The sequence below is a fragment of the Paenibacillus sp. HGF5 genome (assembly GCF_000204455.1).
Classification (GTDB): domain Bacteria; phylum Bacillota; class Bacilli; order Paenibacillales; family Paenibacillaceae; genus Paenibacillus_AQ; species Paenibacillus_AQ lautus_A.
In genome coordinates this window covers 12,851-35,054 of record NZ_AEXS01000097.1, presented here as the reverse complement: position 1 = coordinate 35,054, position 22,204 = coordinate 12,851, and the positions used below count along the sequence as shown (strand labels likewise).

Sequence of the window (22,204 nt, the reverse complement as noted above, 5' to 3'; positions counted from 1 at the left end):
TATTCAATATAAGAGAGGAGTTCGTCATATGTCAGCAAAAAAACGATTAAAGCCGCTTATTCTGGTTGCCTTTGCATCCCTCATCCTCGTGCTGGGCGCCTGCGGAAATACGGATGGCGCGAATCCGGATCAAGCGGAGAGCGTGGATACCACCGGCGGCATGGAAGGCATGGATCACGGCAGCATGAACCATTCCGGATCGGGCGAGGTTCCGGAAGGGTTGAAGACGGCGGACAATCCTGCCTATGCGGCCGGGACCCAAGCGATCATCGAATCCGACCACATGCCCGGGATGAAGGGGGCCAAAGCAACGATAGTCGGAGCTTACGATACGACGGTGTACACGATATCGTATACGCCGACGAACGGCGGGCCCGAAGTGAAGGATCATAAATGGGTCATTCATGAAGAGCTGAAGGATGCGGGCAAGGAGCCCCTGGAGCCGGGAGCGAAAGCCGTCGTGAATGCGGATCATATGGAGGGGATGAACGGAGCGACAGCCGTTATCGATTCCGCCGAGCAAACGACGGTCTATATGGTGGACTTTACGTCAACATCCGGAGAGGAAGTCAAGAACCACAAATGGGTCACGGAGAGTGAGTTATCTCCGGTCCAATAACGTTCACGAATAAAACAATCGCTCTCTTGATCTCAAGAGAGCGATTGTTTTTATGCGCAAGGAGGGTGATTCAGCTTCCTTTGATCTGCTGCAAGGCGGCCGTCAATTCCGGATACCGGAACTTGAAGCCGTGGCGCTGGGCTTTGGCCGGAAGGATCCGCTGGCCCTTTAACAGAATAAGCGACATTTCGCCCAGGATGGCTTGGAGCATGAATGCAGGCAGGGGCAGCCAATGCGGACGGCGATAGACCTTGGAGACGCTACGGCCAAATTCCTCGTTCGTGACCGCATGCGGGGAAGCGGCGTTCACGGCTCCGGAAATGTCTTCGTGCCGGATGCAATAATCGATTAATTCCACGATGTCGTCGATATGGATCCAGGAGAGCCATTGCTTGCCGCTGCCGATGTTGCCGCCGACCCCTAATTTATACGGCAGCAGCATCTTGGGGAGGGCACCGCCTTGATCGCCCAGCACGACGCTGATGCGCAGCTTGATTAACCGGTCTACCGGGATACAATCGGCTGCCTGCTCCCATTGCTGCACAACCTCGGACGGGAAATCCATGATCGTGGCCGGACTGTCCTCATCAAACGCTTCAAACTCGGATGTGCCGTATATGGCCATTGCCGATGCTTGAAGAATGACCGGAGGTTTGTGCTCCAGGCGCTGCATCAGGTCCGCTACGGCAGATACGGTTCGTTGCCGGGATTGAAGAATTCTCTTCTTGCCTGCTTGCGTCCAGCGCTGGCTCAGGGAGGAGCCGGCAAGGTTAACGAGTGCGTCCAAGCGCTCGAACCGCTCCGGATGGGATTTCATCTCATCCCAGGTCAAGTAGGATAATGACCCGTTCTGCTGCACAGCAGGGATCTCCGGCTTCGACCTGGTGATGATGATAATGTCATGTCCGTCGCGCAGCCAGCGCTTGCACAATGCTTGGCCAATGAAGCCGGTGCCCCCGCAAATGGCTATTCTCATGAGTGAACCTCCTTGTTAAGTTATCATCAACCCTGATAAAACATGGCTGGGAATCATTACCCGTCATACGCTGAAATGAGCCGAGAAGGGAATAACGATACGTTTCTTATCAGAATCTTAAATCCAATATTATACAATCCATTATACAGGAAATGCGGCATGGCACCGCTATATGATATTTCAGTCAACGCTTCAGCTTCTGCCTGGCTAAAAGCGGAAAGAAACCGCAAAAAACAGTTTGCCGCACCCCATGCCTTGGAGCCGGGGGGTGAACAAACTGTTTTTTGCGCAAGTGCATGACGGTATCGATTTATCACGCAAACGCCTGCCTTACGATCCCCGCCGCCTGGTCCAGTTCCGCTTTGGTGATGATGAGCGGAGGGGCGAAGCGGATAATGGTTTCATGGGTTTCTTTGCAGAGCAAGCCGAGATCTTTCAGTTTCTCGCAATAGGATCTGGCCGGGACCTTCAGCTCCATGCCGATGAACAAACCTCTGCCGCGCACCTCCTGGATATCGGGATGCGGGATGGATCGAAGTTGCCGGAGAAAATATTCGCCGAGCTCCAGGGAGCGAACCTCCAGCCCTTCCTCAATGAACACGTCCATGGAGGCGATGGCCACCGCGCAGCCGAGCGGATTTCCGCCGAAGGTCGAGCCGTGGGAACCCGGCTCGAATACATCCAGAATATCCGCGTCCGCCGCCACGGCGGAGACGGGAAAGACGCCGCCGCCCAGCGCTTTTCCAAGAATGTACATGTCCGGCTCGACCTCCTCCCAGTCGCAGGCAAAGCGTTTGCCCGTTCTGCCGAAGCCGGTCTGGATTTCGTCCGCTAGCATGAGGATGTTGTGCTGCCTGCACAGCTCCAGTGCCCCGCTTAGGTATCCGTCAGGCGGAATGACGATGCCGGATTCGCCTTGGATCGGCTCCACGAGAAAAGCGGCTGTATTCGGCGAAATCGCCTGCTCCAGCGCCTCAAGGTCGCCATAGGGAATGACTTTGAATCCCGGCGTAAACGGACCGAAGTCCTCGCGGTATTCGCGGGATGAGGAGAAGGAGGTAACCGTGATCGTGCGGCCGTGGAAATTGCCCTCGCATACGATGATTTCAGCTTGATCTGTCGGAATACCTTTCTTCCGGTAAGCATAGCGACGTGCTGCCTTAAGCGCTGTCTCAACCGCCTCGGCTCCCGTATTCATGGGAAGAATCATCCCTTTGCCGGTTAAAGCGGACAGCTTCTCGTAAAAATCGCCTAGTTGATCATGATGAAATGCGCGCGAGGTCAGGGTCACCCGATCCGCCTGTTCCTTTAAGGCCCGGATGATGCGGGGATGACAATGACCTGCGTTAAGTGCCGAGTAGGCGCTTAACATATCGATATACCGTTTGCCGTCCGAATCCGTCACATGAATGCCTTCAGCTGAAGCGATGACGATGGGAAGAGGGTGGTAGTTTCTCGCGCCGTACCTTTCGGCTTTCTCGATATGAGGGTTGGAAGGGTCCATGGCGTAACCTCCTTGGGAGTCTAAAGAAACCGCAACGCGGAAAATACAGCATGCCCGCGCAAGAGGCCTCTCATAATCAAGCGTGATGCCATGTCATGAAAATGTCATAAGATGCTTTCGCCCAGCATGGAGGCGATTAAACCGACAAGCAGCCGGGACGTCTTCTGCCCGCGGTCCAGCAGCGGGTTGTTCTCCACGAATTCGGCTGACGTCAGAATACCGGATTCCGACAGCATCTCCATGGCCAGGTGCGCTTCCCGGTAGCTGAGCCCGCCTTGTACCGGCGTTCCTGTTCCCGGTGCGATCTTCGGATCGACACTGTCAATATCAAAGGAAAGATGAACGCCATCCGTTCCCGTTGACGAAATGCGGATGGCTTCCTCCATGACCCGGAACATGCCCATGCGGTCGATATCCTGCATCGTGAAGCAGGCGATGCCTTCCCGGCGGATGAAGTCCCGCTCGCCCTGATCAAGTGAGCGCGCGCCGATGAGCACCACATGCTCATGCTTAATGGTTGATTTAACGCCGCCGATCGAGGTTAGCCGCCGATCGCCTTTTCCCAAGCTGACAGCCAGGGACATGCCATGGATATTGCCGGTCGGGGTAGTATCCGGCGTATTGAGATCGGAATGGGCATCGATCCAGATGACGCCCAAGTTGCGGTAATGCCGGGTAAGTCCGGCGAGCGTGCCGATTGCTATGCTATGGTCGCCGCCGAGCACAAGAGGGAAGGTGCCCGCTACTGCCAGGGCGGATACGCGCGCTGCCAGCTGCTCGTTCATCGTCACGACTTCTGTCAAATGTTTTAATCGGGGATGGTGCGCTTCATCCTTGCGCTCGGGGAGCGCAGCAAAATCATCGACCTGGTAGGTTACACCGAGCGCGTTAAGCTTGCGTTTCAGACCGGCTCCGAATATGGCGTCCGGTCCCTGTCCGGCGCCGCGGCGGGTAGCTCCCCGGTCGAAGGGCACCGGGATGATCGATACGGTGGACGGAAGATTGTTCATCACTTTGCTCACCTCCACTTTGTAACAGTGTATTCCGGAGCCGGGCTGAGTGACTTGGGCAAAGCCCTATACAAGCTGAGCAAATATGGAAGGTTTTGGGTTGAACGAGAAAAAGAAAAACACCCTTTATGCATGATTCATGGAATGACTGCAGAGAGCCCCATGAGACAGCATGAAGGGTGTTAATGATGTGCAATTCGAATTAGGTTTCATCGCATGCTTACGCGGCATGCACGACGTTTATTTTACCGTTTTATTATAGGTCTCGATCTTGGAGCTGATCTCCTGAGCAGCTTTATCCAATGCTTCCTGCGGTGTTTTCTGACCGTTCAGCACTTCCTCGATGGCCGTTTCCGTCAGCTGGCGGGCCTCAGGGAACACGCCCATGACAGCGCCCTGCGTTGCCAGGTTGGCGGTCGTTTGATGCAGTTGATCCACCGCGGTCTGGAATTGAGGATATTTCTCCAGGTTTTCTTTTACCAGGGACTCTTCGTAAGCTTTGGTCGTGACCGGGAAGTAACCCGTGTTGACATGCCAGTAGGCTTGGGTTTGCGGCTCGGCCAAATACTTCATGAATTCCCAGGCGGCCTGCTGCTCTTCTTCCGATTTGTTGTTCATCAGCCACAGGCTTGCACCGCCGATGATAACGCCGCCTTCGCCGCCGTCAGCCGGTTTGGGCAGGAATGCCGTGCCGACTTCGAATTTGCCTTCCGCTGCGCTGACGATTCCGCGGAGCGAAGCCGTGGAGTCCAGCGTCATGGCGACCTGGCCGGCTGCAAAGGCTTTTTTGGTGTCATCCGTTTTACGTCCCAGGTTCAGCAGAACCTTATCGTCCAGCATTTGCTTCCACCATTCCAGCGTTTTCACGGCAGCGGCATTGTTGACTTGCGAAGCGGTTGCCGGAGAAGTGCGGCCGTTGCCGTTGTTCAGCAGCTCAACGCCTTGGTTCGCAAGGAACTGCTCCATGAACCAGCCGTAAATTGCGAAGGATGCGCCGGTTTGGCCGCCTTTCGTTAGCGCTTTAGCCGCTTCCGCTACCTCCTCGTAGGTTTTTGGAGGATTTTCCGGATCCAGACCGGCCGCTTTAAAGGCATCTTTGTTGTAGTAAAGGATCGGGTTGGAGGAGTTAAACGGCATCGAATACAATTTGTCGTCGAATGTATAATAATTTTTGATATTCGGTTCCAAGGAGGAAATGTCGTATGCTTCAGCATCCATGAAGTCTTGAACCGGACGGATCGCCTTGGTGTCCATCATGAAACGGCTGCCGATTTCGTACACCTGAATCATGGTCGGTCCGCTGTTCGATCCCAATGAAGCCTTCAGCTTGTTCAAGCTTTCATCGTACGTGCCTTGAAACACGCCCTCTACCTGAATATCCTGGTGGGCTGCGTTAAAATCGGAAATCAGCTTGTCCGCGACGGTCCCGAGCTCACCGCTCATGGAATGCCACCAAACGACCTTAACAGGTTCCTTGGCCGGTTCGCTGCCGGCGGCAACGGTCGTTTCTCCGGCGGCTGGCGTATTGCTGCAAGCGGCGCTGATCAGCATGAAGCAGGAAAGCAGGAGCAGCGCGAAGGACCTTTTACCAAAACGTTTCATGATCGGTTAATCTCTCCCTTTTTGAAAATGGTTTTTTGAAAATAAAGTATGGTTTGATCTATCAGAAATTGCGTGGGCCCGTTTTATATCGATAACCGGCACGCAAGGCTGATCCAATGTGGTCTACTGAGGCCGGCTTTGTGGCCATTAGCCCTTCAAAGCACCTGCGGTGATGCCGCGCACAAGGGGTTTCAGCCCGAGCGCAAGCAGCAGCAGGGAAGGCAGCAGCAGCAGGAGCACGCCGGAGAGTATCAGATTCCATGAATTCATCTCTTCGAACTGCAGCATGCCGATCCCGATTTGGACGGTTCGCATCTCGACCCGGTTGGTTGTCAGAAGCGGCCACAGGTACATGTTCCAATTATTCAGGAACGAGTACACGCCCAGCGTGGCGATTCCAGGGATGGATAACGGCAGCACCATGCTCAGGAAAACGCGGACATGTCCGCAGCCGTCCACGCGGGCCGCTTCAAACAGCTCCTTCGGCAGCTGCAGGAAGGTCTGTCTGAGCAGGAAGGTTCCGAAGGCCGTGGCTAGAAATGGAATGATGAGCCCTTGATAGGTGTCCAGCCAGTTCAGGCTTTTGACCGTCAAGTAATTCGGAATCATGATCACCTCCCACGGGATCATCATCGTCGCGAGAAAGAGGCTGAACAGCAGCGTTTTTCCCGGGAATCGCAGGAAGGCGAAAGCGTATGCCGCCAAACTTGCGGTCACGATCTGCCCGAGCATGATGGCAATGGAGACGACCAGGCTGTTTCCGATAAAGGTAAGAACAGGAATCGTATCGATCACCTTGGCGAAGTTGGACAGATTGACGGCTTCGGGAAGCAGAGGCGGCGGATAGACGGCCGATTCGGCCTCGCTCATCAGCGATGTCGACAAGGTGTATAGGAGCGGGAAAAGAACGGCCAACGAACCGAGAAGCAGCGCGATGTAGATGAAGCTTTTGGGCATGAGACGCATGTTCATTGGTAATGCACCTTCTTCTCGACGAATTTAAATTGAAAGACGGTCAGCAGCAGAATGATGGCAAACAGGATGAGTGCCTGCGCGCTGCCGATGCCGAAGCGAAAATTGACGAAGGCATCCTGGTAGATGTTGAATACCATGACGTTGGTGCTGTTCATCGGACCGCCTTTGGTGAGGATGTTGATTTGTCCGAATGCTTGGAAGGCACCGATGACCGATACGACGGACGTGAAGAATAACGTAGGGGAGATTAGCGGCATCGTTATCCGGAAGAACGTTCTCAGCGGACCGGAGCCGTCAATCTTGGTGCTGTCATAGATATCTTCGGACACGCCCTGCATGCCGCTCAGCATCAGGATATAGTTGAATCCAAGATTCATCCAGACGGTCATAAGCGCGACGGAGATCATGGCCCATTTCGGATCGGTCAGCCATTGGACGGGCTGCGTGCCGAGGAGCGAGAGGAAATAATTCAGTATGCCTAAGGTCGGATGGTATAGAATCATCCAGATCATCGAGCCGGTACCGACGGACACGGCCATCGGAAGCGAGAAGATAAAGCGGAATATTTTCATGCCCTTGAGTTTGTTGTGCGTCAGGGCAGCCAGCAGAATCGCAGCCGCCATGCCGGTCGGAACCGTCAGCACGATGAACAGCAGGGTATTGCCAAAGCTTGTATAGAACATGTCGGAGGCCAATATTTCCCTGAAGTTGTCGAATCCTACGAATTCCGCTACCCGGCCTTGCGGATCGGTCAGGAACAGGCTAAGATAAACCGACTTGAGCAGCGGGTAGAATAAGAACAGGCCGAATATGAGCAGCGAAGGCGCTAAACATGCATAAGCGAGCAGAATTTCCCTGCGCCTTGTTCTCTTGATCGAGACGGGTTTCGCCGCGGTTGATACCTCCGGCTCGTTGACGTTCGGCGATAGAGAGTGCCCCGGAGAAGGAAGCGTGAATTCTTTTTCCATCATCATGTTTTACCTCACTTTCCAGCTTGGCCTTACAGCATTGAGTATAGGAGCCGGATGTAAAATCCAGTAATGGGTTTTGTAAGAATACCGTAATTTATTGCCGGACATGGCAGTTGCTGATGGCGAGTTTGCCAGTGCCGGTACAAGAATATTCCATTCCGTAAAAGCTTGCACGTTGAAAAGAGATGTGATATCTTATATCTGTAACCGGTTACACATGAATGAGGTGATGACGGTATGGCAACGATCAAGGATGTGGCGAATCAGGCGGGCGTATCCGTAGCCACGGTTTCGCGGGTTTTAAATGGAAACGGTTACGTGCATGAGGACACCAGGTCCAAGGTGGAACAGAGCATTCGAGAGCTGAATTACACGCCGAATGAAGTGGCGCGTTCTTTATACAAGAGGAAATCCAAATTGATAGGACTTTTGCTTCCCGACATCATGAACCCCTATTTCCCGCAGCTTGCCCGCGGGGTAGAGGACGAGATGCAGGAGAATGATTACCGGTTGATCTTCGGAAACAGCGACGAGAGCAAGAAGAAGGAAATGGAGTACATTCAGACGTTTGTCCAGAACAATGTGGTTGGCGTCATATCATCGACCAACGATCCGGATGCCGACATGTATACGGTACTGAACATTCCCGTCGTGTTTCTCGACCGCACCTCGTCGGACCGCCCTTCCGTGTACGCGGATGGCCGTCAGGGAGGAAGAATAGCGGCTGAGGAAATCGTACGGCGAGGGAGTAAAGCCATAACGGTAATTCAAGGTCCGGCGGATGTGCGGCCTGCACAGGAACGTTTTGAAGGAGCTGTCGAGGTTCTGGAGCAGCAGGCGGCTGCGTATCAAGTGCTGAAGACGACATCGTTTTCTTTAACCGATGCCGAGGAATTCGCCCAGAAAGTGTTCAGCGAATATCCGGACACGGATGGCATAATCGCGAGTAACGATATTATGGCATCCGCCGTGGTGAAGGAAGCGTTTCGGCTGGGGAAAAGGGTGCCGGAAGACGTGCAAATTATAGGATTTGACGATATTCTGCTCAGCAGGCTGCTGGCCCCGCCGCTGTCAACGATTCATCAGCCGGCGTACGAAATGGGCCGGGAAGCGGCCAGATTGCTTATCGGACTTATCGAAGGGCAGCGCATAGAGAAAAGCAATATCGAATTCTCGGTTGAATTCATAGAGCGGCAGACAACGAGAAAGGTGGAATCGTGATGGCAAAAATCGTGGTAATCGGAAGCGCGTCGATGGACTTGGTGGTGACCTCCGCCAAGCGCCCCGGCGCGGGAGAGACGGTGCTAGGCGACAGCTTTAAGACGGTGCCCGGAGGGAAGGGAGCCAACCAGGCCGTCGCGGCGGCAAGGCTGGGTGCAGAGGTGACGATGGTTGGCTGCGTCGGTGACGATTCCTTCGGCGAAACGATTTTGAACAATTTGCAGTCGAATGGTGTTATTACGGATTATGTGGAACCGGTTACAGGTATGGAAAGCGGTACGGCGCACATCATTTTGGCAGAGGGAGACAACAGCATCGTGGTGGTGAAGGCTGCCAATGATCGGATCACTCCGAAATACGTAGATCAGGCGGAAAAGGCAATCCAGGCGGCGGATATCGTGTTGATTCAGCAGGAGATTCCGGAAGAAACGGTGGTGCACGTGAGTGCGATATGCGCCAAGTATCAGGTGCCATTGATGCTGAACCCCGCTCCTGCCCGTCCGGTGCCGAGCGTCGTTATTGAACGGGCGGCATACATTACGCCAAACGAACATGAAGCCGCTATCCTGTTTAATGACGAGCCGCTCGGCGACGTGCTGCGCCGGTATCCGAATAAACTCATCGTAACGGAAGGGAAAAAGGGCGTTCGTTATTTTGACGGTATGCAAGAGGTCGTGGTTCCGGGCTACAAGGTTGAAGCCGTAGATACAACGGGTGCCGGCGATACATTCAACGGCGCATTCGCCGTGGCGCTGGCCGAGGGCATGAGCATGACCGACAGCCTCAGATTCGCGAACCGCGCCGCTTCCTTGTCGGTCATGAAGTTCGGAGCGCAGGGCGGAATGCCGTCGCGTCTCGAAGTGGAAGGGAGCCTTTGATCATGAAGAAGAACGGCATGCTGAACAGCCACATCGCGAAAGTGCTGGCGGATCTGGGGCACACCGATACCATCGTGGTCGGGGACGTTGGCCTTCCGATTCCTCCAGGCGTTCCGAAGATCGACCTGGCGCTTACGCTGGGAACGCCGAGCTTTATGGAGGTGGTGGAGGCGATCGCCGACGATATGGTCGTTGAAAAAATCGTCATTGCTGAAGAAATGAAGCGGGAGAATAAGGAAACACTGCATGATATACAGGAACAATTTCAGGATTGCGAGATCGAGGCTTGCTCGCACGAGCAGTTCAAGGAACGGACTCGAAACGCCAAGGCGGTTATCCGTACAGGCGAAGCCAAGCCCTATGCGAACTGCATTTTGCAGGCCGGCGTTCATTTCGGTTAAAGAGGAGGAAGCATCATGAACATTGAGATGACGAATATCCATAAATCCTTTGGCACGAACCGGGTGCTGGCGGGCGTGGACTTTGATCTCCGGGAAGGAGAGGTTCATGCCCTGATGGGAGAGAACGGCGCGGGCAAATCGACGCTGATGAATATATTAACCGGGCTTCACAGCCGGGATGAGGGCAAGATCTTGATCGACGGTCAGGAAACCTATTTTGCGAACCCGAAGGAAGCCGAAGAGAGAGGCGTTGCCTTCATCCACCAGGAGCTCAACATCTGGCCGGAGATGACGGTTCTGGATAACTTGTTTATCGGCAAGGAAATGACATCCGGCCTGGGATTCCTCAACATGAAACAAATGAAGGCGCTTGCGAAGGAACAGTTCGGCAAATTGGCGGTGACGATACCGTTGACGCAGGAGGCAGGGGAATGCTCCGTCGGCCAGCAGCAGATGATTGAGATCGCTAAAGCGCTCATGACCAAAGCGAAAGTCATCATTATGGACGAGCCCACGGCGGCCCTGACCGAAAGGGAAATCGAGAAGCTGTTCGGCGTCATCCGCTCGTTGAAAAAGCAGGGCGTATCCATCGTTTACATCTCCCACCGCATGGAGGAGATCTTCACGATCTGCGACCGGATTACGGTCATGAGGGATGGCAAATCCGTGGACACCAAGCCGATTCCCGAAACCAACTTTGACGAAGTCGTCAAAAAGATGGTCGGCCGGGAGCTGACCGAGCGATATCCCGCACGGCATCCGTCTCCGGGCGAACCGGTGCTGGAAGTGAAAAATATTACCGGCAAGGGCCGGTTCGAGAATGTGAGCTTCTCCGTTCGAGCCGGCGAGATCGTAGGCGTATCCGGTTTGATGGGCGCGGGGCGCACCGAGATGATGCGAGCGATCTTCGGGCTGGACCCGCTGGATAGCGGGGAAATCTGGGTGCGCGGCAAGAAGGTTCAGATCAAGAAGCCGGATGATGCCGTGAAACACGGCATTGGATTCATAACGGAGGACCGCAAGGATGAAGGGCTGGTGCTGGATTTCTCGGTCCGTGAAAATATGGCGCTGCCCAATCTGTTCAGCTTCTCATCCAGAGGATTCATTTCCGGGAAGAAGGAGCAGGATTTCGTCGATACGCTGACAAAGCGGCTGCAGATCAAGACCCACTCATCCGAGACGCATGCACGCAATCTGTCGGGGGGCAACCAGCAGAAGGTGGTTATCGCCAAATGGATCGGCATTGGGCCGAGCGTGCTCATCCTGGACGAGCCGACCCGCGGCGTGGACGTAGGAGCGAAGCGCGAAATTTACCAGCTGATGAATGAGCTGACCGAACGCGGCGTGGCGATTCTGATGGTATCGTCGGAGCTGCCGGAGGTGCTCGGGATGAGCGACCGGATTCTCGTCGTTCACGAGGGCAGGATATCCGGTGAACTGGATCGCGAACAAGCCACGCAGGAACACATCATGACTCTAGCTACAGGGGGACAGTAATATGACAACTATTAACGATGCCAAGGCGGAAAAAGGGTTCAAGGTCTCAGGTTTGACGCAAAAGCTCGGTCCGCTGCTCGGACTGATCATTCTGATCGTCATCGTTTCCGTCCTGAATCCAAGCTTCTTGGAACCGCTTAACATTCTGAACCTGCTGCGTCAGGTATCGATTAACGCACTGATTGCTTTCGGTATGACGTTTGTTATCCTGACGGGCGGCATTGACCTGTCGGTCGGTTCGATTCTCGCGCTCTCCAGCGCATTTGTCGCCAATATGATGGTAGCGGGGTTTGACCCGATTCTCTCGATCATCATCGGCGTTGCGCTTGGCGGTGTCATGGGGATGATCAACGGTCTCATGATTACCAAGGGGAAAATGGCGCCGTTTATCGCCACCTTGGCTACCATGACGATATTCCGGGGACTTACGCTGGTTTATACGAACGGTAATCCGATTACTGGGCTTGGCGACAGCCTTGTATTCCAATTGTTCGGGCGCGGATACCTGCTGGGCATTCCCGTGCCGGCCATTACGATGATCATCACGTTTGCCGTGCTGTGGGTCATCCTGCATAAAACGTCGTTTGGCCGCAAAACGTATGCCATCGGCGGTAACGAAAAGGCATCGCTTGTATCCGGCATTAAGGTACCGCGCGTAAAGATTATGATTTATTCCCTGGCAGGGATGCTGTCCGCGCTGGCAGGGGCGATTCTGACCTCCCGTTTGAATTCCGCACAGCCGACAGCGGGTACATCCTATGAATTGGATGCCATTGCAGCCGTTGTGCTGGGCGGTACAAGCCTGACCGGCGGACGCGGCCGGATTGTCGGCACGCTGATCGGGGTGCTGATTATCGGAATTCTGAACAACGGGCTCAACCTGCTCGGCGTGAACTCATTCTATCAAATGGTTGTCAAAGGTGTCGTGATCGCGATTGCCGTACTGCTCGACCGTAGAAAATCGGCTTAAGGGGGAGAATGAACGATGAAAAAAACAACTTTGCTGCTCGTATCACTCATGCTGATCTTCATCACGGGCTGTTCCTTGGAGCCGCCGGAATGGGCGAAGCCCAAAACCGGCGGAGACGTCAAAGACATCAAGATCGGTCTTTCCATCTCCACCTTGAATAACCCGTTCTTCGTCTCCTTGAAGGATGGCGTCGTCGCCGAAGCGGCGAAGCAGGGAATGGAGGTCGTTGTCGTTGACGCGCAGAACGACTCTGCCAAGCAGAGCAATGACGTCGACGACCTGATTCAGCAGGGCGTCAATGCACTGCTGATTAACCCGACGGATTCGTCCGCGATCTCGACCGTGGTTCAAACGGCAAACAGTTTGGGCATACCGGTCATCACCCTGGACCGTTCGGCGGATCAAGGCGAGGTCGCTGCGCTGGTCGCCTCGGATAACGTGAAGGGCGGACAAATGGCGGCCGAATATATCGTGGAGCAGCTGGGCAAAGATACGAAGGTCATTGAGCTCGAAGGCGTTCCGGGCGCTTCCGCGACCCGCGAACGGGGCAAGGGCTTCCATGATATCGCGGATGAGCAGCTGAACGTGGTCGCGAAGCAAGCGGCGGATTTTGACCGGACCAAAGGTCTTACCGTGACGGAAAATCTGCTGCAGGGCAATCCGGACGCCAAAGCGATATTTGCCCACAATGACGAAATGGCCCTGGGCGCAATCGAAGCGATCCAAAGCTCGGGCAAAGACATCATGGTTATCGGCTTTGACGGCAACGACGATGCGCTGAAGTCCATCGAAGCCGGCAATCTGACGGCAACGGTAGCCCAGCAGCCTGAACTGATCGGTCAGCTCGCCGTCGGCGCAGCCAAGGACGTGCTGCAGGGCAAAGAGGTGGAAGCGAATATCGCGGCACCGCTGAAGCTGGTCGTGAAGGAATAACTCGCGAAAATCAAGAAGCGTTACCCTGCGATAGAAGCAGGGTAACGCTTTTTTTTTTGCCATCCTGCTCATTCCATTCCGGGCTGCGATGTAACTCACAGCCTTGCGATGGCAGCAGGAATACAATATCGTAAAAGAGAACAGTTATTTCGCATATGATATTATAATGGTTGTGTATGCGTTTACTGCTTAGATGTAAAAAAGGAGCTATGTATCTATGACGACGGAAAAAAGAAAACAAGCGATCGTGATCGTGGGCTACGGCGGTATGGGCAGCTACCATGCCAAGCTGATTAAGGACAACGCGTTTCTTGAGGTGACCGGAACCTACGATATTCTGGAAGAGCGCCGGAAGGCGTCCCGGGAGGACGGGTATTCTGCCTACGAGAGTTATGACCAAGTGTTGAACGATGATGCGGTTGACGTGGTGCTTATTGCAACGCCGAACGACGTGCATAAGGAGCTGGCGCTTCAGGCGTTTGCAGCCGGCAAGCATGTCATCTGCGAGAAGCCGGTAACATTGTCCGTAAGCGACTTTAAGGACATGGTCTCCGCTGCCGATGCGGCCGGTCGGGTGCTGATGGTTCACCAGAACCGCCGCTGGGACGAGGATTTCCTGACGATTAAGCAAATGTACAACGAAAAGACGATTGGCGATTTGTTCCGTATCGAATCCAGGGTACACGGGGCGAACGGCATTCCGGGCGATTGGCGCCATCTGGAAGCGCACGGCGGCGGCATGCTGCTGGACTGGGGCGTGCATCTGCTGGACCAGATCCTGTTCATGGTGGACAGCCGGATGACCAGCCTGAGCAGCCGCTTGAGCTTTATTTTGGGCGATGAGGTGGATGACGGCTTTGAATCGGTCATCGAATTCGAGAACGGCGTATCGGTTCTGATCGAAGTGGGAACGACGAATTTTATTACGCTTCCACGCTGGTATGTCAAAGGAACCGAGGGAACCGGCATTATTGAGGATTGGTCGTTAAACGGAAGAGTCGTTACCCGGAACCAGGATGCCGCGAAAGTGGAGCCGAAGCCGATTCAAGCCGGGGTAGGCTTGACCAAAACGATGGCCCCTCCTTCCGAAGAAGCTACCATTACGGGTGCCCTGCCGGAGCCATACCGTCAATCCAGCAGCTTCTTCGATAACTTTGCGGCCGTGACCCGGGGCGAGGCAGAACCGATCGTCAAGAACGAGGAAGTGCTGCGCGTCCTGAACCTGATCGAAGCGGTGTTTGAATCGGCCAGAACGGGCGAAACGCTGAAGGATTTCGACATTTACCCTGCATGACCTGACGAAGGACAGCACTTATTGAATATCGTAAAGAAAGTACCGCGGCCGCCAAGCGATTATGCTTGAGGCTGCGGTACTTTTTGTGTTGACGTCGTTGATTCGCCCATTCTTCATGGATTGCCAGTGCATGCTGCGGTCATTTGGCGTGATCCACCTTCCCGCTGCCTCCGCCTTGCAGCACCCGCCTATAGTCGCTGGGCGCCCAGCCCGTATCCTGCTTGAACAGCTTCGAGAAGTAGGAATAATTGGCGTATCCGACCTTCGCCGCAATCTGATACACGGACAACGGAGTCGACTCCAACAGATGTTTGGCCGCCCGGATGCGGGCCTGAATGATATAAGTGCCTAAAGATACGCCCGTTTCTTTCTTAAAGACGCGGGCCAAATAATCCGGGTTCAGAAAGACGATTTCCGCCAGGGTCGTTCGCGTCAGCTCCTCCCCGTAATGGCACCCGATATAATGCTTGATTTCCTCTACGACGGTATGGGAATGGCCGGCGTAAGCATGATATTCGGCTGCCGTGCGGACGAGATACGCCATGTATTTTTCCATGTCTTCAATCGAGTTTAACGACTGCAGAAATAACTGATCATTGGTTTTGCCGGTATATAGCTTATGAGCCTGAATCTCTTTGCCCTTCAGGTAGGAGTACACGAGCTGCACCATATCCAAGCGGAATAAACGCAGCACCGAAGCGCTGTGGACGCCGCTCTTGGCCAAATTCTGCAGGTACCGGCGAGTTTCTTCGAGAAAGGCACCCGGGTTGTTTTCGGCAAGCAGCGCCTCCCAGTCTTGAAGCGGGGGAGGGGTATACGCGGCTTCTTGCAGCGAATGCCGTTCCAGAAACATGATCTGGTTGCGCTTCTTGATCATGTCCTCGTTCATTTGCAGCAGGTCCCGTATGGATTTGTTGATCCCCTCCAAAGCCGCCGAAACCGATACGTTGCAGCACGCATCGCTCCGAAGGAACCGGTTGGCTTTCTCGATGAAGGACGTGCAGATGGATTCAATGACTGCGGTATCAGGAGGATAATTCCATTTCAGCATGACCATCCAATTGTAATCCTTATATTCCATAGCGGCTTCAACCGTGAAGAGCGGGTCCTGGAACAATTCCGACAGCACGTTGAGAAACGCATAGTCAAACAGATCCTTGTCTTCTTTGCCCAAGCTTTGATCATACGGAAAGATCGTGATCAGCAGGGGGAGAAACAGATCCGACATCGCATAGGACAGATTCTGCTCCGCGATATACCCGGCGATGGCGGCCCGGTCCGACGAAGCTTTTTTTCCTTGATCAGCTTGCTCCAGAAGTGCTCTTGCAGCTTTCTTTGGTTTTTCTTCCACAGCTGCCCGTCCTGTATCGCCTCCTGATCGCTTTGCTGTTCCTTAGCTTTGTACACGGCCTTGGAGATGATGAGGCTGAGCTTGTCGAATTCAATCGGCTTCAGGAAATAGTCGAAGCTTTGCAGCTCAATCGCTTTCTGCGCATAGTTGAAATCGGCGTAATTAGTCAGGAAGATCGTCTGTATGCCGTATTGTTCCTCGCGTATCCAGGCGAGAAGCTCCAGTCCGCTGCCCTGCGGCATTTCGATGTCGCAAATGAGGATCTGAACGGAATGACCCTGCAGAATCTCCCTCGCCTGCGCCACGCTGTAAGCGGTATGGACTTGTTCGATCGAGAGTGCCTTCCAATCAATCTTCTTCTCCAGCGCGGCCACGACAAAATAATCGTCATCAACCAGCAATACATTCATCGAATGTCTCCTCTCCTTTCCTGCAGTGGCTGGGGCAGCGTTAGTGCGACGCTGGCACCGCCGCCTTCCGGGTTTGAAAATTCCACCTGCGCCCGATGATGGTAGAGCAGCTCCAGCCGCTGAAGGGTGTTCATGATCCCGATGTGTTTCCCTTCGCTTTGATCCAGCGGCCTGCCGTTTGCCAGCTTATCCAATACGTCTTGCGGAAAGCCGGGACCGGTATCGGAGATCCGGATGACCGCATAAGGCTTATCGTCCTCCACTTGCAAGCTGACGGTCAGGCGAATTTGCAGCACCTGATCTCTGGATACGGCGTATTTCACCGCGTTTTCAATAAAGGTCTGGAGCACCAGGGGGGGAATCGTGAGGCCGGCAAGCTCTTGTTCATACCCGATGTGATAAGAAAAGGCATCGCGGTAGCGGTGCTTCTGAATCTCCAGATAAATCCGGACGTGCTCGATTTCGTCCTCAAGCCGCACGAGGTTATCGCCGCTCTGAAAAATGTAACGAAAATATTTGGACGTGGACAGCGACATATATTCGATTTCCTTAAACATTTGCATTTGCGCCATGCTGTAGATGTTCGTCAAGCAGTTCAGGAAAAAATGGGGGTTGATCTGCAGCTTCATATAATCGAGCTGGATTCTTTGTTTTTCGAGCTCCTGCTCGTAAATATCGATTTTAAACTTCTTGATCTGTTCGATCAGGTGTTTGAATTGAGAATTGACCTGCTCGAGCTCGATGATCTCGCTGCTCATGAAATCCAGATTTTCGCTATCCTCGTGGATGCGCCTTACGTTTTCCGAGAAATTCTGAATGGGCTTTAACACCTTCTTCTTGAAATACAGCATGACCACGCTGAGCGTGCAAGTAAGCAGTACGAACAGCAGCATAATGAGCAGCTGGGCGATCATGATGGTCTCGAACACGCCGAACTGGATGACCAGCTGCACGTTGAAGGAGGCATTCGAGAATCCCTCCGTGACCGTAGTCCGCGGCTGTGACAGGCTGAACAAGGAAGCCTTGGCGCCTTCGAGCGGCTTGGCCCCGGCCTCGCCGGCACCTGGACTCGTAAGGGCTGCTCCTTGGGCATCCACCAGAGAGACGAACCCGTCCTCGCCCAAATCCAATTCCTGGAGCGGCCGGACCAGGTCGTCTGCGGAGATGAGGCAGATCAAGTACCGGTTGTGATAGGGTACGATGTTAATGACGTAATGCGTGTCCTGCACAAGGATCGGGTTCCAGTTCGAGTAGAACGTTTCGTATACGTTTTTGGAATCCGTGAGGGAGACGATCTGTTCCTTCAGCTCCAGGAACTCCGTATACGAAAGGGACATGGGGGCATAGTTCTGGAAGAAATCCTGTTCCTTTAAATAGAAGAAGAAGTTGTATTCCTGGCCATAGTTTTTTTGAAGCTCATTAAACTGTTTATGCACTCTTTCGCTCGACTTAATATAATTCACGTAATCGGTGCCGGGGGTATCCATGTTCTTGACGCTTTCGTCATTCGCGAGCGTCCAGCCCATATAGTGGTTGATATACGAGAAGTCATGATTGATCTGCCGGATGTACAGATTCGCCGTATCCTGCAAATAGCGGGTGGATTGCTGCTTCACGATGAAGATGGAGGCGAAGCTGATCACCAAATCCACCACGAGGGCAAAGATCGAGATGAAGAGCATGATTTTCACATAGTGACGGATGGGATAAGGCTTGTTATTCAATGCTTTAACCATAGGGATTTCCTGATTCCTTTCAGTTCGCCTATATTATGAAAGCGTTTTTATATCAGTAAGGATATTATAAATGGAAACGTCGAAAAAAACAGGAGCGAACGCTCGGGCATTTTCCATAAAGTCCGGATAACACATCGTAAAGTCCGAATACTAGCATGATCGAATCGGCGATTCGGGGACGGCGGGCAAAAGGATATGGCAAAGGTCCGGATAGCGCATCATGAGGTCCAAATCATGACGCCGGATCGCAGTATACTGAAATTGCTTACGTGACATACCGGATTCATGACGACGCGAACAGAAAGGGGAATCGATTTGAAAGCAGGCCAACTGAATAGAACCACACACCCAACCCTCGGGCGGATCAGAAAAAATTGGGGCCTGTATTTGCTGCTGCTGCCTGCGGTAGTGCTGGTTTTGTTGTTTTCTTACGTGCCGATGTACGGCATTTTGATCGCATTCAAGGACTACAGTCCCGCTCTCGGGATTATGGACAGCCCCTGGGCCGGTCTGAAGTATTTCGAGAAGTTTTTTAACTCCTATCAATTCTCGACCACCATAACGAATACGCTGGTCATCAGCTTATACAGCGTTGCGACGTTCCCGATTCCGATCATGCTGGCCTTGATGGTCAATCAAATGCGCCAGAATTGGTTCAAGCGCTTCTTCCAGACCGTAACCTACATGCCGCATTTTATATCGACGGTCGTGATGGTGGGACTCATGCTGATTCTGTTCTCGCCGGGCTCGGGATTGATCGGGAATATCTTCCGGCTCTTCGGTGCACAAGCACCGAATCTGATGGGATCGGCCGGCTTGTTCAGCAGCGTGTACGTATGGTCGGACGTGTGGCAGCATACGGGCTGGGACAGCATTATCTATATCGCGGCGTTGTCTGCGGTGAGCCCCAGCCTGTACGAGGCGGCCACCATGGACGGGGCAAGCAGATGGCAAAAAATCCGGTTCATCGACATCCCGATGCTGATGCCAACGGTCGTAACGCTGCTCATTTTGCGGATCGGGAGCTTGCTTGGCGTTGGCTTCGAGAAGGTTTATCTCATGCAAAACAGTCTCAATATAACCTCCAGCGAGGTCATCTCCACGTATGTGTACAAAATTGGGATGCTGAGCAGCCAATACAGCTTCTCGTCGGCCATCAATTTGTTTAATACGGTCATCAATTTTGTTCTGCTGATTCTGGTCAACCAGATTTCGAAAAAATACAGCGAAAACAGTTTGTGGTAACGCAAGAGAGGAAGGGTTCTATGGGCGTAGTGGAAGTAAGAGAGAAGACGGGGCCGCAGCAGAGGAACACCCGATCTTCCGACAGGGTGCTGGAAATCGGCCTGTATGTATTCGCCGTCTTGATGCTGATCGTGCTGATTTACCCGCTGTACTTCATCATCATCGCTTCGTTCAGCGAGCCGGCAGCGGTCGCGAATGGACAGGTATGGCTGTGGCCTAATGATTTTACGCTGGCAGGCTATCAAGAATTGCTGAAGCACTCTAATATATGGATTGGGTACCGAAATACGATTGTGTATACGATCGTGGGTACAGCCATCGGCCTGGTGGTTAACATATCCGCAGCTTACGCGCTGTCCCGCAAAGACCTCGTGGGCCGCAAGTATATATCGCTGCTCTTTATATTTACGATGTTCTTTAACGGCGGTTTGATTCCGACCTTCATGACGATCCGCGATTTCCAGCTGTACGATACGTTTCTTGTCATGGTGCTGCCGTTCTCGGTTGCCGCCTTCAACATCATCGTGGCGCGGACCTTTTTCCAGAGCAGCATCCCGGAGGATTTATGGGAGGCGGCACAGCTGGATGGCTGCGGAAATCTCCGATATTTCGTGACCATCGTGATTCCGCTTTCGAAAGCGGTCATCTCGGTCATCGCCTTATGGACGGCCGTGGGTCATTGGAATTCTTATTTCAACGCCCTGATCTATTTAAAAGATACGAACCTGTACCCGCTGCAGCTCATACTGCGCAATATTCTGGTCACCAACCAGATGCAGTCCGCGATGGGTACCGGGGAAGCCGCGGCCATTGCGCTGCGTCTGGCCAATATTATGCGCTATGCGGTCATTATCGTCGCCACGGTGCCGATCATGTGCATCTACCCGTTTGTGCAAAAGTATTTCAATCAGGGGGTGATGATCGGAGCCGTCAAGTCGTAACACCGCGATGAATTGATGAAAAATAAGTATTGGGGGAATGGTGGAATGGGAACAAACAATGCAAAGAGGAGACATCGCCTCAAGCTGGCTGCCGTCATCATGTTGACCGCAATCCTGCTGTTGAACCTGGCGGGCTGTAGCGGCGGCAAGAAGGAGGACGCCAAGTCGGATGCCGAGGCCGCTTTTAACCAAGAAGGCCTGCCGATCGTGAATGAACCGATTACGCTGGACGTGCTGACCGTTCGCTGGGGCAACATGGGGGATACGTTCCTCCAGAACCAGTGGCTCAAGGATTTGGAGAAGGAGACCAACGTCAAAATCAATTGGCAGATCATGTCCTCCAATGATTGGGGCGAGCAAAAATCGATCATGCTGGCGAGCGGTACGCTGCCGGATATCATTTTTGGGGATATCGTATTCAGCGATTCCGACATCGTCAACAACCTGTCGTATTTCCGTCCGCTCGACGACTACATCGATCAATACATGCCGAACCTGAAGGCGGCGCTGGAAGAAACGCCCGAGATGAAAAAGATGAGCACCTTCCCGGACGGGAAAATCTATTCCTTGCCGGCGCGGCTGCCGTCAAGGCCGAAGGCGTCGATCCAGCCGATCATTAACAAAGCCTGGCTTGATCAGCTCGGACTGGACGTTCCGGACAACACGGACGAATTGTATAACGTATTCAAAGCGTTCAAAGAAGGGGATCCGAACGGCAACGGCAAGGCCGACGAAATTCCGGTCAGCGGATCGGGGAACATCAGCATCGACCTGCTGAATCCCTTCGGCATCACCGACATCAACGGAAACAGCATGATGGTCATCGATAACGAGCCCGTATTCTACCCGGTGACGGAGAACTACAAAGAAGCGATCAAGTGGGCCCATAAGCTGTACGCCGAAGGCCTCATAGACCAAGAAATCTTCACGCAGGACAGCACCATGTCCACGGCAAAACATCAGAACCCGGATGCGGCGTTGATCGGTTTCTCCAACCAATGGGTACCGGACGCGGTATTCGGAAAATGGAAGGATCAATACATCGCGATTCCATCCATTGCCGGTCCTGACGGTAAACGGTACCAGGGCGGCGAGCCTGAGGGCATGAGCCTGCGCAGAAACGAGTTTCTCATCACCACGTCGAACAAGCATCCGGAAATTTCGGCCCGCTGGGCGGATCAGTTCTACACCAATGAAGCGAGCATCCAGAATTTCTGGGGAGCCATCGGCACGGTGATTCAGAAGAACGACGACGGAACGTTTACGCTCATGAGTCCGCCGGAGGGAACGAGTGCGGATGCCTGGTACTGGGAGCAATCCGTAAGGGATTTCGGTCCCAAGTACGTAAGCCCGAGCTTCGAGAAAAATATCATATTGGATGAGACCACGGGCGACGGCTTGAAGCTGGTCATCGACAAGCTGGGCAGCGATTACGTGACGACGCCGTTCCCGAACGTCATGTACAGCGCAGAAGAATTCCAGGAGCTGCCTACGCTGACTACGGATATCGATGGCTTTGTCGGCACGACCCGCGCAAAATGGATATCCGAAGGCAATATCGATGCGGAATGGGACGCATACGTCAAGAAGCTGAACGATATGGGGCTGGAGCGGCTGGTACAGATCCGCAAGGAAGCCTATCAGCGGTATATCAGTGTCAAATAAGGATT

20 protein-coding genes are annotated in these 22,204 nt (G+C 53.5%); 11 read left to right on the top strand and 9 right to left on the bottom strand.

What is annotated here, in order from left to right; genetic code table 11:
• Nucleotides 1-28: 28 nt before the first annotated feature.
• The gene (locus HMPREF9412_RS15575) at nt 29-619 is read left to right on the top strand and encodes a YdhK family protein (RefSeq protein ID WP_009592638.1); all 591 of its coding nucleotides are present in this window, start codon (nt 29-31) and stop codon (nt 617-619) included.
• A 70-nt stretch (nt 620-689) separates the two neighbouring features.
• Here the strand turns inward: HMPREF9412_RS15575 and HMPREF9412_RS15570 are convergent, their stop codons facing one another.
• The 6 genes from HMPREF9412_RS15570 to HMPREF9412_RS15545 form a co-directional block, all read right to left on the bottom strand.
• Nucleotides 690-1,595: a TIGR01777 family oxidoreductase gene (locus HMPREF9412_RS15570; protein WP_009592606.1), complete on the bottom strand. Its 906-nt coding sequence runs from the start codon at nt 1,593-1,595 to the stop codon at nt 690-692.
• 313 nt (nt 1,596-1,908) lie between these two features.
• On the bottom strand, nt 1,909-3,099 hold the full coding sequence (locus HMPREF9412_RS15565) for an ornithine--oxo-acid transaminase (protein WP_009592605.1): 1,191 nt from the start codon (nt 3,097-3,099) through the stop codon (nt 1,909-1,911).
• A gap of 104 nt (nt 3,100-3,203) precedes the next feature.
• Nucleotides 3,204-4,109, bottom strand: coding sequence for an arginase (gene rocF / locus HMPREF9412_RS15560; protein ID WP_036672411.1), 906 nt, complete (start codon nt 4,107-4,109; stop codon nt 3,204-3,206).
• 240 nt (nt 4,110-4,349) lie between these two features.
• Nucleotides 4,350-5,711 carry an ABC transporter substrate-binding protein gene (locus tag HMPREF9412_RS15555; RefSeq protein WP_009592627.1) on the bottom strand — a complete coding sequence of 454 codons (1,362 nt, stop codon included), beginning with the start codon at nt 5,709-5,711 and terminating at the stop codon, nt 4,350-4,352.
• A gap of 147 nt (nt 5,712-5,858) precedes the next feature.
• The gene (locus HMPREF9412_RS15550) at nt 5,859-6,683 is read right to left on the bottom strand and encodes a carbohydrate ABC transporter permease (protein WP_009592559.1); all 825 of its coding nucleotides are present in this window, start codon (nt 6,681-6,683) and stop codon (nt 5,859-5,861) included.
• Nucleotides 6,680-7,660, bottom strand: a complete 981-nt coding sequence (locus HMPREF9412_RS15545; RefSeq protein WP_009592563.1) for a carbohydrate ABC transporter permease — start codon at nt 7,658-7,660, stop codon at nt 6,680-6,682. Before HMPREF9412_RS15545 ends, HMPREF9412_RS15550 begins: the two co-directional genes overlap by 4 nt.
• A 234-nt stretch (nt 7,661-7,894) precedes the next feature.
• On the opposite strand from HMPREF9412_RS15545, the gene HMPREF9412_RS15540 reads away from it, so the two are divergent.
• From HMPREF9412_RS15540 to HMPREF9412_RS15510, 7 genes are all read left to right on the top strand, one after another.
• Nucleotides 7,895-8,878, top strand: coding sequence for a LacI family DNA-binding transcriptional regulator (locus tag HMPREF9412_RS15540; protein WP_009592574.1), 984 nt, complete (start codon nt 7,895-7,897; stop codon nt 8,876-8,878).
• The gene (gene rbsK / locus HMPREF9412_RS15535) at nt 8,878-9,756 is read left to right on the top strand and encodes a ribokinase (protein ID WP_009592631.1); all 879 of its coding nucleotides are present in this window, start codon (nt 8,878-8,880) and stop codon (nt 9,754-9,756) included. Before HMPREF9412_RS15540 ends, rbsK begins: the two co-directional genes overlap by 1 nt.
• Before the next feature lie 2 nt (nt 9,757-9,758).
• The gene (gene rbsD / locus HMPREF9412_RS15530) at nt 9,759-10,157 is read left to right on the top strand and encodes a D-ribose pyranase (protein WP_009592571.1); all 399 of its coding nucleotides are present in this window, start codon (nt 9,759-9,761) and stop codon (nt 10,155-10,157) included.
• Between the two features lie 15 nt (nt 10,158-10,172).
• A complete protein-coding gene (locus HMPREF9412_RS15525) occupies nt 10,173-11,654 on the top strand; it encodes a sugar ABC transporter ATP-binding protein (protein WP_009592592.1) in 1,482 nt (493 codons plus the stop codon).
• Between the two features lies 1 nt (nt 11,655).
• A complete protein-coding gene (rbsC, locus tag HMPREF9412_RS15520; RefSeq protein WP_009592570.1) occupies nt 11,656-12,624 on the top strand; it encodes a ribose ABC transporter permease RbsC in 969 nt (322 codons plus the stop codon).
• 15 nt (nt 12,625-12,639) lie between these two features.
• Complete coding sequence (rbsB, locus tag HMPREF9412_RS15515) at nt 12,640-13,557, top strand: ribose ABC transporter substrate-binding protein RbsB (RefSeq protein ID WP_009592597.1); 918 nt, start codon at nt 12,640-12,642, stop codon at nt 13,555-13,557.
• 217 nt (nt 13,558-13,774) lie between these two features.
• Nucleotides 13,775-14,851: a Gfo/Idh/MocA family protein gene (locus HMPREF9412_RS15510; protein ID WP_009592593.1), complete on the top strand. Its 1,077-nt coding sequence runs from the start codon at nt 13,775-13,777 to the stop codon at nt 14,849-14,851.
• A 139-nt stretch (nt 14,852-14,990) separates the two neighbouring features.
• Here HMPREF9412_RS15510 and HMPREF9412_RS33670 read toward each other — a convergent pair whose 3' ends face one another.
• The 3 genes from HMPREF9412_RS33670 to HMPREF9412_RS15500 all read right to left on the bottom strand — a co-directional run bounded on the left by HMPREF9412_RS33670 (nt 14,991) and on the right by HMPREF9412_RS15500 (nt 18,348).
• On the bottom strand, nt 14,991-15,395 hold the full coding sequence (locus HMPREF9412_RS33670; protein WP_368072381.1) for a helix-turn-helix domain-containing protein: 405 nt from the start codon (nt 15,393-15,395) through the stop codon (nt 14,991-14,993).
• A gap of 656 nt (nt 15,396-16,051) precedes the next feature.
• Nucleotides 16,052-16,612 carry a response regulator gene (locus HMPREF9412_RS33665; RefSeq protein ID WP_009592556.1) on the bottom strand — a complete coding sequence of 187 codons (561 nt, stop codon included), beginning with the start codon at nt 16,610-16,612 and terminating at the stop codon, nt 16,052-16,054.
• Nucleotides 16,609-18,348 (bottom strand): sensor histidine kinase, encoded by a 1,740-nt coding sequence (locus HMPREF9412_RS15500; RefSeq protein ID WP_009592577.1) that lies wholly within the window; start codon nt 18,346-18,348, stop codon nt 16,609-16,611. The genes HMPREF9412_RS33665 and HMPREF9412_RS15500 overlap by 4 nt, the downstream gene beginning before the upstream one ends.
• 315 nt (nt 18,349-18,663) lie before the next feature.
• Between HMPREF9412_RS15500 and HMPREF9412_RS15495 the strand changes: the two genes are divergently transcribed.
• The 3 genes from HMPREF9412_RS15495 to HMPREF9412_RS15485 are packed head-to-tail and all read left to right on the top strand — an operon-like array spanning nt 18,664 to nt 22,199.
• Nucleotides 18,664-19,593 (top strand): ABC transporter permease, encoded by a 930-nt coding sequence (locus tag HMPREF9412_RS15495; RefSeq protein WP_009592560.1) that lies wholly within the window; start codon nt 18,664-18,666, stop codon nt 19,591-19,593.
• 20 nt (nt 19,594-19,613) lie between these two features.
• Entirely contained in the window at nt 19,614-20,534 is a 921-nt protein-coding gene (locus HMPREF9412_RS15490) for a carbohydrate ABC transporter permease (protein WP_009592568.1), read from the top strand.
• 45 nt (nt 20,535-20,579) lie between these two features.
• Nucleotides 20,580-22,199 carry an extracellular solute-binding protein gene (locus HMPREF9412_RS15485; protein WP_009592633.1) on the top strand — a complete coding sequence of 540 codons (1,620 nt, stop codon included), beginning with the start codon at nt 20,580-20,582 and terminating at the stop codon, nt 22,197-22,199.
• Nucleotides 22,200-22,204 lie beyond the last annotated feature (5 nt).